The organism is Paenibacillus sp. FSL L8-0638, from assembly GCF_038593075.1.
Classification (GTDB): domain Bacteria; phylum Bacillota; class Bacilli; order Paenibacillales; family Paenibacillaceae; genus Paenibacillus; species Paenibacillus polymyxa_D.
On sequence record NZ_CP151960.1, the window covers coordinates 4,155,747 to 4,169,430 of the forward strand.

The 13,684-nt window shown below is 46.3% G+C and carries 10 protein-coding genes; 2 read left to right on the forward strand and 8 right to left on the reverse strand.

Translation table 11 applies throughout. The features are described 5' to 3' along the window. Nucleotides 1-192: 192 nt before the first annotated feature. Nucleotides 193-2,187, reverse strand: coding sequence for an AraC family transcriptional regulator (locus MKY35_RS18560; RefSeq protein WP_342444481.1), 1,995 nt, complete (start codon nt 2,185-2,187; stop codon nt 193-195). A 274-nt stretch (nt 2,188-2,461) separates the two neighbouring features. On the opposite strand from MKY35_RS18560, the gene MKY35_RS18565 reads away from it, so the two are divergent. Both MKY35_RS18565 and MKY35_RS18570 read left to right on the forward strand, forming a co-directional pair. Continuing rightward, a complete protein-coding gene (locus tag MKY35_RS18565) occupies nt 2,462-3,805 on the forward strand; it encodes an amino acid permease (protein ID WP_342444482.1) in 1,344 nt (447 codons plus the stop codon). Nucleotides 3,806-3,812: 7 nt separating this feature from the next. Continuing rightward, entirely contained in the window at nt 3,813-4,970 is a 1,158-nt protein-coding gene (locus MKY35_RS18570; protein ID WP_342444483.1) for a VanZ family protein, read from the forward strand. Nucleotides 4,971-5,113: 143 nt separating this feature from the next. Here the strand turns inward: MKY35_RS18570 and MKY35_RS18575 are convergent, their stop codons facing one another. From MKY35_RS18575 to MKY35_RS18605, 7 genes are all read right to left on the reverse strand, one after another. Next, nucleotides 5,114-5,767 carry a nitroreductase family protein gene (locus MKY35_RS18575; RefSeq protein WP_069010473.1) on the reverse strand — a complete coding sequence of 218 codons (654 nt, stop codon included), beginning with the start codon at nt 5,765-5,767 and terminating at the stop codon, nt 5,114-5,116. Between the two features lie 51 nt (nt 5,768-5,818). Further along, a complete protein-coding gene (locus MKY35_RS18580) occupies nt 5,819-6,211 on the reverse strand; it encodes a MarR family transcriptional regulator (RefSeq protein ID WP_013311380.1) in 393 nt (130 codons plus the stop codon). A 243-nt stretch (nt 6,212-6,454) separates the two neighbouring features. Beyond that, a complete protein-coding gene (gene gdhA / locus MKY35_RS18585) occupies nt 6,455-7,831 on the reverse strand; it encodes an NADP-specific glutamate dehydrogenase (RefSeq protein WP_165149692.1) in 1,377 nt (458 codons plus the stop codon). 380 nt (nt 7,832-8,211) lie between these two features. After that, nucleotides 8,212-9,603, reverse strand: coding sequence for a threonine synthase (thrC, locus tag MKY35_RS18590; RefSeq protein ID WP_342444484.1), 1,392 nt, complete (start codon nt 9,601-9,603; stop codon nt 8,212-8,214). A 215-nt stretch (nt 9,604-9,818) separates the two neighbouring features. Further along, nucleotides 9,819-11,162 carry a TldD/PmbA family protein gene (locus MKY35_RS18595; RefSeq protein ID WP_342444485.1) on the reverse strand — a complete coding sequence of 448 codons (1,344 nt, stop codon included), beginning with the start codon at nt 11,160-11,162 and terminating at the stop codon, nt 9,819-9,821. 3 nt (nt 11,163-11,165) lie between these two features. Then, a complete protein-coding gene (locus MKY35_RS18600) occupies nt 11,166-12,560 on the reverse strand; it encodes a TldD/PmbA family protein (RefSeq protein WP_342444486.1) in 1,395 nt (464 codons plus the stop codon). Nucleotides 12,561-12,998: 438 nt separating this feature from the next. Continuing rightward, a complete protein-coding gene (locus MKY35_RS18605; protein ID WP_051718051.1) occupies nt 12,999-13,304 on the reverse strand; it encodes a hypothetical protein in 306 nt (101 codons plus the stop codon). Nucleotides 13,305-13,684: the final 380 nt, after the last annotated feature.

Below are 13,684 nucleotides of genomic sequence, written 5' to 3' on the forward strand. Positions count from 1 at the left end.
AATAAACCAGATGTCTGCTCTATGCAGACATCTTTTATTATAAAACCGGGTTGCACGGCAAGAGTCCATACGGAATTAAAAAGACAAAACAGCGCTCTCCTACTGTGGCCTCTGCCGTTAAGTGAGAATAGCGCTGTTTTATTATAATCTAGTTTATTAAGTTACATTACTTAATTACATTACTTAATTACATTACTTAATTACATTTTTCAGAACATCGTCAATCATTTGACTATTTGCAATTGTACCTGTATACAACCAGCTGGAATCCTTGCCAAAATCGTATACATGGCCTTCTTTAACGGCTGGAATTCCCGCCCATACAGGATCTTTTACAATATCTTCTTTACTTACGTTTTTGCTGTTCACGATAAAGACATAATCCGCATCCAGCTCGGCCAGCTTCTCCAGCGATAAATTACTCCAGTTCGCCTTAGCCGTTTTGGAAATCTCCTGTACGACTTGTGGAATCTTGAATCCCAAATCCTTATACAATACATCACCGCTGGATAGATTCTGGTTTACGACATACACGTTTTTATCCGTTACCCACAATGCCGCCGCAGTTTTTTGTCCCACTGTCTGACTCAGCTTGGCTTTAGCCTCTGCTGCTTTTTTGTCGTAGTTGCTCAATGCCTGCTTCGCTTCATTGCTCTTATTTAGCACCTCACCCACGGTCAGCAGCTCTTGACGCCAATCATTGTTCATATTACTGCCTACCACGTAGGTTGGAGCAATTTTAGAGTATTGATTATATTTGTCGCCTTCCACCATGCTCGCACTGTCCATAATGATCAAATCAGGCTTGAAGTTCAGAACCGCCTCAAACGGAAGATCAGAAGCGATGGTAGGAACGTCCTTCAGTTCTTTTTGCAGGTAAGCTTGAACTGAATTTTTACCTACCGACCATTGAGCTATGGGTTTAACACCTAGGGCAACCAGATGATCCTCCAGATAAGAAGCGATCACTCGCTGAGGCTGAGCCGGAATCTTCACCTCATGCCCAAGTGCATCCTTCAGCACCCTTTCCTGTGATGTTGGTTCCGTCGATGTATTATTAGTCCCTTGGGAAGCGCCATCGGTTGCCGTAGGACTGGATGCGCCTGAGCACGCGCTGAGCAGCAGGGTAAAACTAAGTAATAAAATAAATGCCATGGAATGCTTTGCGTTTCTATTCATTTGTAAAATCCCTTCATCATAATTTTGATAATGATTATTATCCTCAATAACAGTATGCAGGGCGCCACTTATCGAATCAATGGAAAATTCGGACATGCTTAATGGATTATCCAGACGAGTTTCTCTCACAAAAGCAGATGAATACAGGCTGTCCCGGTAATGCACCGGGGATACACCCGTATATTTTTTGAATGCCCGGCTAAAGAAATAGACATCCGGGTACCCCACACTGGTAGCGATATCCTGTAAAGTCGCATCCGTTTTCCGCAAAAGCTCCTTCGCCTTGTCCATTCGCAGTTGAATTAAGTACATAATCGGGCTACAATCCGTTTGTTTTTTAAATAACCGGGTCAAATGTCTCGGACTGCATTCCAACAATCCGGCCAAACGTTCCAGCGTTATGGACTCCGCGTAATGATCCTGCATAAATCGAATGGCCTGTGTCACGATATCCCGCGCAGAAGTTCGAGCCTTCGGTTCCTGCAATTGCCGTATACATTCATATGCAAAATCATAGAACCGACCCTGAGCCTGAATCTTGGATAGCGCCTCTTGATCCTGCCATGCGTACTCCAGTAGTTGCAGCTTTTGATACAGTATAACCGGATAAGGCGGTACAAAACCATGCGCTATCGAAGGATGATTATACACCGTATGTCCTGATAGAGAAGTCGCTTTATATAGTACAAGGATATATTCAATCCCACATTGCGAGGGTTTCATATTCAGTTCAAAGCCTTTGCTGCCATGCAGTACGTACCCTGAATGTGGCGTATCCTTCCAATCACCATCCAAACGCACGCTACCCTGCAATACAAATACAAAAGCCTGCGCTGGAAGACGATACGGTTGAAGCAACTCTTCTGCTTCCAGTCGAATATGCCGGACATCCATGACACGGATCGACGAATGGAGCCATAGGGATAGAAGTTTGTTTAACTCATCAGCTTCATATTCCTTGCTCATACCGATATAGGAACCTACCTGCTTTTGCCGATCCTGCTTCACGTATCAAATCCTCCACTTCATAAATATCATACTTTTTTCCCAAACCAACCTCATTATATATCATAAAGACAGAATGATATCGATAATAAAACAATCATCAACGATATCATTCTGCCTCTGTTTCTACATTTTGTCCTCTATCGATTTCAATCTCCCTACCAGATCCTATTTCTTTCATTTCCTAATTGGATATTTTCATGTAGTATAAGTCTAATTGAAGTAAGCCTGTTTGGGCCATGCTGAAGCTATACACTATATGAAGGAGGATTTCATATTGAAATCAAATGAAGCAACTTTGCACAAAAAGCTGCTCCCACGGCATATTACCTTTATGGCTATGGGTGGAGTCATCGGGACGGGTATTTTTAAAGGAAGCACCGAAACGATTAGCTTGGCGGGACCAGGTGTTATTCTATCCTATGCCTTCGCTGGACTCCTGCTCTTGGTCGTTATGGGCGCAATTGCCGAGATGGCTACCGTCTATCCCAACATGAATATGAAGGATTTTATTCGCAAAGCTTTTGGAGAACGACTGTCCTTTATTATCGGCTGGTTGTATTGCTTCATGTGGCTGGCCGTCTGTATCATTGAGGTCATTGCTGCGGGAAGTTTCCTGCAATATTGGTTGCCAGATGTCCCTCTATGGGTACTCAGTCTAGTGAGTGCGGCTTTCATTATTGTCGTCAACATGCTGAGTGTCGGCGGTTTAGGGGAGCTGGAATTTTGGCTTGCGGGTATTAAGATAGCCATGATTATTATCTTCATCGCCTTGGGTGGCTGTATACTGTTCGGGATTATTCACACTGAAACTCCACCTTATCTAAGCAACTATGTGCAGCACGGCGGATTTCTACCCAATGGCTGGTTGGCTATCTTTTCAGCGCTGCTGGTCGTTACCTTTTCATACGGAGGGTCCGAGCTGATTGGACTGACGTTGACGGAGACAGAAAACCCGGAAAAGGTGCTGCCTAAAGTGGTTAAAAGCTTCATTCTTCGCGTTGTTCTGTTCTACACGTTGCCCATTCTCATTATTTGTGGCTTGATTCCCTGGAACCAACTGGATGCGAATACCAGTCCGTTTGTACAGGTATTGTCTTCTGTAGGGCTTCAAGGCTCGGCTCATGTCATGAACTTTATTCTGATCACTGCTGTACTGTCTGCCGCCAATTCGGGGATTTACGGGGCTACACGTATGCTGCATTCGTTGGCGGTCAATGGAGAAGGTCCTAAATCACTCGCTCGCGTATCTTCTAATGGGGTTCCAGTGAATAGTCTCAAATTCTGCGCTGTAGTCCTGATTGTCGGTTCCATGGTTGCTTATATCGCTCAGGACGGGCTGTTCCGTATTTTGATGGCTGTACCTGGCTTTGTCGTGCTGCTCGTCTGGAGCTGCATTTGTCTGTCCCAATTGAAATTGCGCAAATCCTATCCAGTGGAGCCTACTTTCAAGATATGGGGATTCCCTTATGTAACGGCGCTTACAGTAGGATGTCTATGGGTCATTGCGTTCCTGTTCTTGCTTGACCCGCAAAATCGCATCAGCATTAGCGTGTGCGTGGCGTTCATGGCATTTCTGATCATCTGGTCGTTAGTGAAGTTCCGGAGAAAGCAGGCTTAAACAGGTCATGATTCAATCTTATCTGTTTCCAGTTTCATATGCTTTTCTGGCCTTCCCTGTTGCTGCGTTACTGTTTACACTACCATTCCTTATCGTGCAATATCGCAGACATGGCTATATTCACAAGGCTAGAGCGTGGTTGCTTTACTTGATGCTGTTATACTTGATGAACGCCTTCTTTCTGGTCATACTCCCGCTCCCGGCATCACGTCATAATGCAGCCTTGGCTGGGGGAGCGTTGCAGTTGATGCCCTTGCAATTCGTGCAAGACATTATAAGGGAAACATCCGTCTCACCTGCTCATCCCTCCAGTTATGTTCATTTGCTGAAGGAGCGTGCTTTTCTGCAAGTGGTTTTTAACGTGATGATGACCCTGCCTTTCGGTATGTTCTTACGTTATTATTTCCGTGCACGATGGGGATGGTGTCTGATTCTGTCCTTCATCCTGTCCCTCTTCTTTGAGGTGACACAGTTGACAGGACTGTATGGATTTTTTGACCATGCGTATCGCGTGTTCGATGTGGACGATCTGCTGGCTAATACATTGGGCGGTATGCTGGGCTTTCTGCTCGGCGAATGGTTCTCACGCTTCCTTCCCCGTTTGGAACATCTGGACAAGCACTTGGACATTACGACCAAACGGGTGTCCTATACGAGACGAGGAGTAGCCTATTTAGTGGATACTATCCTTTGGGCAGGGTTGCTCAGCATTATGGAGTCCATGCATGTATCTGCTGCTTTCTGGGTTTCCAGTGGAATTTACTTTATGGTGGTTCCTTACCTGACGAATGGACGAACTCCGGGGAAGTGGCTGGTACGCATTCATCTGACAGGGAGAGGAAAAAGAGTTTCCCTGTGGGAGCTCATTAAGCGCTACAGTCTCTTGTATTGGTTGTATTTTGGACTTAATTACGTACTAGGTGGATCTGTACTGGGATCTCATCTGTCTCCTTGGATAAATGTTATGATCAGCCTTGTGCTGTTGGTGATGAACGGATGGTTCTTTTTCCATCTAGTCATACGCCTATTCAAGAAAGCACCGTTATTTTATGAGGAGCTTAGCCATACTTCGCACCAGATTATATGGCCCAAGCGCTACCATCCTACTCAGAATGACCCCGCTGACCCAACACAGACGTCGGGAGCGAATATAGTACAAAAATAACCAGAGGATCGACACGTCATCAAGCCCCGGATCTTCATTGCATCCTGGCGAATAAAAAAACAGGCGAAGCAAAGGGATGTGCCCTTGCTCCGCCTGTTTTTATTTTGCGTATATTTTTATGTTGCATATAGATATAACTTAACTTATTTCCATTGTGCAATTTGATCAATCGGTAAACGTGTGGAAGGATGACCATCGTTGATTCCTTTACCCATGGAAATGAGCATAACAGGGACATAACGATCTTTGTCCAGACCAAAGGCTTCAGCAATTTGATCCTTTTCATAACCGCCAATAGCGTTAGTATCATAACCATGAGCGCGCGCTACCAGCATAAGCTGCATGGATACCAAACCACCGTCGATCAGGACCGTTTCTTTGTTCACAACGGGATCAAGCGCTGCAAAATGGGCTGCTACTTTTTCCTGTTGCATTTCTTTAATGTCTTTGGGCATATAGCCCAATTCTACAGCTTCTCCGAAAATTTGTTCGAAATTATCAAAGTTGTTCAAATCCCCGAACACAGCGATCACTGCCGAAGATGTTTCTACTTGACGTTGGTTGAAACGGGCCAATGGTGCCAGTGTAGCTTTACCTTCAGGGCTGTCAATGACGAGGAAACGCCAAGGTTGCAGGTTAATGGAAGATGGTGCGCGTGTAGCTTCTGTCAAAATCTCAGTCATTTCCTCGCGGCTGATCTTCACGGACGGATCGTATACTTTTACCGAACGGCGTCCCAGGGCGATTTCTTTAAAATCATTCGTTTTTACCGTACTGGATGTGTTCGTATTATTCATTCCAATCTCTCCTTATCCCTCTGTGGGTATAGTAATGTTAAAAAAATGTTGTCAGTCCATATCGGATATATGACTATTCATCACTTGCAGCATATCAGCTAGCTGGTGCCGCTGGGTCTCGTCGAAGCTCTGTAGCAGCTGAGCTACAAACTGTGAGCGCTCCTGCTTAAAGATGACAATGCGTGCACGTCCATAATCGGTCAGGCTTACCAAGGTAACCCTGTTGTCCTCTGGCTTCGTGCGTCGTGTGACCATTTCTGTTGCTTCCAGTTGTTTCAAATGGCGCGTTACGGCTGCAGCATCAATGCCAACCTCTTTTTGCAGCAGAGTTTGACTAATCTCCTGCACTTGATACAACTTGCACAATAGCTGCAATCTGGATGCGCTGACTCCTGCACAACGCTCAAACTTGGAGCTAATCTGCTTGTTCAGCAACAATAGCATGTCAAAAATATACTCAGGCTCGGATGGTGTCTGGGTGATATCAATCTCTCCTCCCTTAAGCATATCGCTGGGCTTCGTGATCCGACCATTGATCTATCAATTATTGATCTATCAAGTAATATACATCCTCATTAAAAATAAATCAAGTCCCTGAGAAAAATAAAGTGCTCTTTGCAAATAAAAGCTGAGCGACTCGCACAAGAGCCGCTCAGCTTCAATTCAACTTTATTATGTTCCGTTGTGCTAAATAATCCCGTGAGACAGCATTGCGTCAGCCACACGTACAAATCCTGCAATATTGGCTCCGACAACCAAATTGCCCGGCACGCCGTATTCCTCAGCCGCCTTCACGCTGTTAGCATAGATATTTTTCATAATATCATGCAGCTTGGCATCTACTTCCTCAAAGGTCCAAGATAGACGCATGCTGTTTTGTGACATTTCGAGCGCCGACACGGCTACTCCACCTGCATTGGCAGCTTTGGCTGGCCCAAACAGAACTCCATTGTCCAAAAACACTTCAATGGCCTGTAACGAGGATGGCATATTGGCACCTTCACCTATAGCTTTTACGCCATTGCTTACCAGTAACTGGGCTGCTTGCTCGTCAATTTCATTTTGTGTGGCGCATGGCAGTGCGATGTCGCATGGGATCGACCAGATCCCCGAACAGCCCTCTGTATAGATTGCGCCTGGACGCTCTTGAGTGTACTCGCTAATCCGCAGACGGTTTACTTCTTTCAGCTGCTTCACCAACTGCAGATCGATACCGTCTGGATCATAGATGTAGCCATTCGAGTCACTACATGCCACGACTGTAGCGCCAAGCTGCTGTGCTTTTTCAATCGCATAAATGGATACGTTACCCGATCCGGACACGACGACGCGTTTTCCTTCGAAAGACGATCCCTGAGCCTGCAACATCTCGTTTACAAAGTACACACAACCGTAGCCGGTCGCTTCTGTACGCGTGAGACTGCCTCCGTAATGAATCCCTTTGCCCGTCAGGACGCCGCCTTCATGTCCTCCGCGAATCCGCTTGTACTGCCCGAACATGTAACCGATCTCGCGACCACCTACACCAATATCCCCTGCCGGAACGTCGGCATCTGGGCCGATATATTTATACAACTCGGTCATGAAGCTTTGTGTAAAACGCATCACTTCGTTATCCGACTTCCCTTTGGGGTCAAAATCCGAGCCGCCTTTACCACCACCGATGGGAAGACCCGTCAATGCATTTTTGAAAATTTGCTCAAAACCCAAAAATTTGACGATACCGAGATATACAGACGGATGGAAGCGAAGTCCACCTTTATAAGGCCCTATCGCACTGTTAAACTGCACACGGAAGCCACGGTTGACCTGTACAACCCCCGCATCGTCCACCCAAGGTACACGGAAGGTAATGACTCGCTCCGGCTCCACTAGCCGTTCCAGAAGCCCCTGCTGCATATACTTAGGATGCTTAGCCAATACCGGAATTAGCGAATCCAATATTTCCTTGACGGCCTGATGGAATTCATTCTCATGAGGATTGCGCGCGATAACCTTCTCAAAAACGGACTGCACATATTCGGCTGCTGCTTGTTGACTCTGCTCTGGACGGATCATGGTCATGATTTAATACACCCCTTTTATAATTAGCCCCTCTGTTAAATGACGGAACGACTTATTCTGCACCTTCGAGAGTGGAACTTTATGTATTCATAAAATTTAGTTAACTATACATGATTTTTTATAATAATACAGCTAATTCGCCTATAAAAAATTTTTGTATCCTTCATTAAATAACTCTATGAACCTCTCATTGCCTGTTAGTTTATTAAAGCTAAATCCCTTGATTTACGGGCTTTTTTCAAGATTTCCAAGGCCCTAACACCTTACTCTATATGGCATTATAATGTGAACAAATTGAAACTAAAACATACAGCACATCTGGAAAATATGGAAATAAAAAAGAGGCTAGCGCGCAGAGCGTAGCCTCTTTTCCCATTCTTTTACACATAAAAGGCTTCAAGCTGACGCACAATTTCTGCTTCGTCATGCTCTACCACCTGCTGATGCTGCGGCTTGGAGAACAATTGTTCAATTGGCGCCGGGAACTCCTGCTTGATGTCCACCAAACGGATCGCTTCATCGAATTTGGCCGGATGTGCTGTTGCAAAGGTCACACATACTTCGTCTGCGCCATTATACGCCTCATACGCGGCAATACCACAAGCTGTATGCGGGTCGAGCAAATAATCGTACTCGGCTTTGTATTTTTTGATCAGCTCCAGACACTGCTCATTCGAAGCACCGAGCGCTTCAAAATCCTGCTGCACCCGTTTTAAATCCTCTGCACCGATCACAATCCGTTCCTCGGTTTTGAGGTTATCCATGTATTCAGATACCTTGGCTGCATCCTCACCGAGGAAGTAATACAGGTATCTTTCGAAGTTGCTCGCCACCTGAATGTCCATCGAAGGACTGTATGTGCTTTTAAAGTCGCCTGGCTTGTATTCGCCTGTCTTCACGAAGCGCTCCAAAATATTATTTTCATTGGTTGCAATGATTAGCTTATGGATCGGCAGACCCATTTTCTTCGCAAGAAAGCCCGAAAAGATATTACCAAAGTTGCCGGATGGCACGCTGATATTGATCTTCTTTGTACCCGCAGACTCCTGCGCCCGGAAATAAGCATAGAAGTAATATACCGTCTGCGCCAAAATACGCACAAAGTTAATCGAGTTAATTGCCCGCAAATGATGTTTACCTTTGAAATCCAGATCGGCAAACAGGTCCTTAATAACTTTTTGACAATCGTCAAAGTTCCCTTTTACAGATAGATTCAGCACGTTCTCATCGTCTACCGTCGTCATTTGCAGTTCTTGTACCTTGCTCACCTTTTGGTGTGGGTGCAAAATACAGATTTTAATGCCTTCCTTGCCACGCACGCCCTGAATCGCTGCCGCCCCGGTATCGCCCGAGGTTGCACCCAAAATGTGAATGATCTCATTCTGCTTTTTGGACACATAGGAATAAAACTCACCCATAAATTGCAGCGCCACATCCTTGAACGCGAACGTAGGCCCGTGGAACAGCTCCAAAATAGACAGGGAATCGTTGATCTTCTTCACTGGCGTAACTTCCGGATGACGGAAGCTCGCATAGCTGCGCTCCACCAGCTGCTCCAAATCCTCACGAGGAATCTCATCATTGATATACAGCGCAAAAACTTCCAGCAGCAGCTCTCTGTAGCTCAATGTAGCCCACTGCTCCAGCGTAGCTGCCGACACGGTCGGAATCTGCTCCGGTACCATTAGTCCTCCGTCGTCAGCTAACCCCATGAGCACGGTATCAATAAATCCCTTGGCTTCTACTCGACCTCTAGTGCTTATATATCTCATATACATCCCCCAATAAAAATTCAATTCGAACCTTTTTTCGAATATATTATTGTCTATAATACCCTGTCGCGGTGCTGTAACCAAGCCTTTTTTTCATATTTCAAAGACTTTCTCCTACTTTACCATACCCTGATGCATCAGGCATCTGTAATCACTAGGCAATCGGAACGTCAGGAACAGGCCGTAAGTGTGAAAAAAGAAGGCTGCTCCAGTGATTAGGAGCCTGAAATCGAGAGTGCAGCCAGCTTGAGCGAAGGGGATGTGCAGCTTCCCGTAAAACGCAAATCGTTGCCAACTTCCTCTACCTGCTGTAGTACGTCAAAGAAGTTGCCCGATACCGTGATCTGATTGACCGCTCTGACCACTTGCCCCTGCTCAATCCAGTAGCCCAGACAAGCCAGCGAAAAATTACCGGACGCCGTATTCGTACCCGCATGCAGCCCTTGCAATTCGACGATCATCACCCCGCGATCCGTCTTGCGAATCATGTCCTCCAACGTAGAGGTGCCTGGTTCCACATATAGATTATGATACGACACGCCAATTTTACCGTTATAGCTGCCTTTGGAAGCATGAGAGGTACTCTGTACCCCTGCCTTGCGGGCCGTCTTGCGGTTATGGAAATACGTCCGCAGTTCTCCATCCTTGATAATCTCGTTGCGGCGTGTCGCACTGCCTTCAGCATCAAACGTACTGCCTGCCGGAACATTCTCCATCAGCGGATCATCAATCAGTGTGATATGTTCGCTTGCCACCTTTTGTCCCAGTTTCCCAGCCAAGCGTGAAAAGCCTTTATCCACCGACTCCGCAGAAAATACCGACGTATACGCAGCCAGCAATTGCGCTGCTGCATCATGACGGAAAATGACTGGATAGTTATCCGATTGGATCGTGTGCGCACCCAGCTTGGAAACGGCCTCTTGTACGGCTTTATGCGCCACATCCGCAATATCGATCTCCTCCACGCTCCGCAGCGAATAATCATGCCAGCCCCCGGTAACGGTCTCGCCATGTTCTGCTGCAATCACATACACATAAGCGGTCGCCAGACTTTTGCGACGATGGCAGTGTAGTCCTTTGGTATTCATAATCAGTACCTCATTCTCACGAACGCTGGCCGAGCAATGTCGAGCCATCACAATCCGTGGGTCTGCGGCAAGCGCTGTACGCTCCATTTCTAGTGCCGCTTCGATCAGAATCTCAGGAGTTGTGTCAGCAAGCGTTGAGGCATAAGCAGGCTGCTCAGGGTAGCTCTCAGAGCCTGCAAACAGCTCATCCTGCTCCTCGCTCTCCAATATGTCCGCGTTACTGCGAGCTTCTTCCAATAAAAAGTCGATCACATCCGGTTCCAGCTTTTCTGTAGAGGCATAGCCCATTTTCCCGTTAATGACACCACGGAAGGAAAGTCCGCCATTCTCAACGATGGTATATTGATCAATTTCTCCCTTCAGTACCTTTACCGAGGTAGAACGTCCATTTACATAGTAGATTTCCATATCCGCATAGCCCATTTCCCGGCCTTTGGCGAACAACGCTTCCTGAAATTGCTGAATATTCATCGCCTATTCCCCCTTTCGTCCACCGACGGTCATCTCGGACACACGAATTGTCGGCTGTCCGCAATTAACCGGAAGACTTCCACTGACCGAGCCGCACATCCCCTGACCATGATCCAGATTGTTGCCGACCATATCAATATTTTGCAGGGTTTCAATCCCTTTGCCGATTAGCGTTGCGCCTTTGACCGGCTCGGCAATTTTGCCGTTGCGAATCATGTATGCCTCTTCGACTGCAAAATTAAACTCGCTCGTCGAGGTATTCACCGAACCACCGCCCAGCGATTTGGCATAGATCCCGTACTCTGTATTCGCAATGATCTCTTCACGGGTAGACTCGCCATTCGCAATAAACGTATTGTTCATACGGGATGCAGGCGCAAATTTATAGGACTGTCTTCGTCCCGATCCTGTCGCAGGTACATCCATCTGGCGCGAACCCATGCGGTCGATCAGATATCCTTTTAAAATGCCGTTCTCAATCAGTACGTTACGCTGTGTCGGCGCTCCCTCGTCATCGATATTGAGCGAGCCCCACGCGTTCTGAATCGTTCCATCATCTATAGCTGTGACCAGCGGTGAAGCCACCTGCTGCCCGATTTTATTGGCAAACACGGAGGTTCCATGCGCCACCGCCGTAGATTCCAGCCCGTGCCCACACGCCTCGTGGAAAAGAACGCCGCCGAAGCCATTTTCAATCACGACAGGCAGTCTGCCGCTAGGCGCATATCCCGCTTTCACCATCGTGGACGCAATCCGGGCGGCGTGTCTGGCATTTTCTTCGATATTCAGATTTTCCAGAAATTCAGTTCCTGCATACGCTCCCGGCCCACGGAATCCGGATTGTCTATGCTCCCCATCCGTCGCAATCGCGCTTATTCTCATGCGTGTATACGTACGGGTATCCTCCACCAGCAGCCCGTTGCTATTGGCGATTAAGACGTTCTGGATCGAATTGCTAATCCCAACAGAGGTTTGCGTGATGGAAGGATCGTATTGGCTTGCCGCCTCATGCGCCCGTCTCATCATGTCGATCTTGGATCGTTTCTGTGAACCGTCAGGAATGATCGCAATCGGATGTTGGTTAGGGATCGCATGAGGATGAAGTGTAATCGTGTGTGCACCTGGTGCTCCACCGCCGCGAATAGCCTTGGCAGCCGATTTGGCCAGTCGGATCAGGCTTTGTTCGCTCATATCACTGGTGTAGGCGTATACCGAAAAATGCTCCTTCATGATCCGAATACCAATCCCAAAATCCCGGCCTGACAGCGCCGTATCCACGACGCCCCCAGTCATGCCCAGTTGTCCATTGGTACGGTCCTCGACGAACACCTCTGCAAAATCCCCGCCCGTCTCCAGCGCGGCTTGCAGCATATCCTGAATCTGTGTTGGATGTATCATCACGTTCCTCCTCGTTTTTGCCATGTTTCATATTGTACGTCTAAGCGATCAAGAACATATGCGGGTTCATGTTTATTTCCCATAACTTTACTATACATGATGTGGGAGTGGGTGTAACTATCTGGGTGGCAGTGTTGGAGGGGCGAGAAGATATGTGCACGGGGATAGAGGGATTGAAATGAGAAAACCCGATCAGACCGTGAAGGGTCATGTCGGGTTAGCTTGAGTTGCTTGATTACTGGTTGGATTGAGCAAGTATGTGCATCTTAGGTCGCTACGTGGACGGATCATTCTTCCGATCGCTGTTGCCCCCAGATTTTTTTGATTATATTTTAACGGTAAAAATCCGGTGAAGGTTATACTTACGAAGCAGCTTTCCTACGGAAAGCTTTCAGCCGAACGCTCCGCTTCTTCAGAACGATTCCGTCCCCTTCGCTGCTACGCTTGGGTTTGCTTCATTTTGTTTGCCAATATACTTTTTTTCAAACGAACTTTAAACAGTTCTCTTCGTAAATCCAGTTCCATGATATGAAGATGATCGGCTGCTTCTTTGACGGTTTCCATGTGAAGTACACTTGCCTTTTGAGAAATAATAGCTAGCGCATCCCAAATAAGCTTTGTACATGTTTTAAGTCTCTCTATGTGTTCGTCTTCCTGCTGTACCAAACTTTCATATTCTTCAGCTGTATTTCCAGATGAGCTTGTATGTTCCACGCTCTTTAGTATCTTGGGTTGGGTGTCCAAGTTATCATCTCCTTTTTATTCAAAGTGTAGCAAAGGATGATGACGGATGTGGTACGTGGATACGTAATAATGGGAGAATAGTAGATAAGGTTATTATGACAACTTAGTGTGCAAGATAAAATAAGACTCTTTGACATTCCAAGATAAGGATTATATCAAACTTAGAAGCTATAAAAGTACAACTAAATGAATAGATATTATTTCAACACCTTAAACCTCATATTTTCAATTACATAAGTATCATTTTTATTAAAAAACATTAGTTCCGTGAGATAATATTATCTGATCTTTCTCGCCAAATGGCTGTACCTTAAAAAAATACCTTCTTCACAAAATAAGCTTCAATTGTAACAATTGAAAAAAGAGCTGCCGAAACAGCT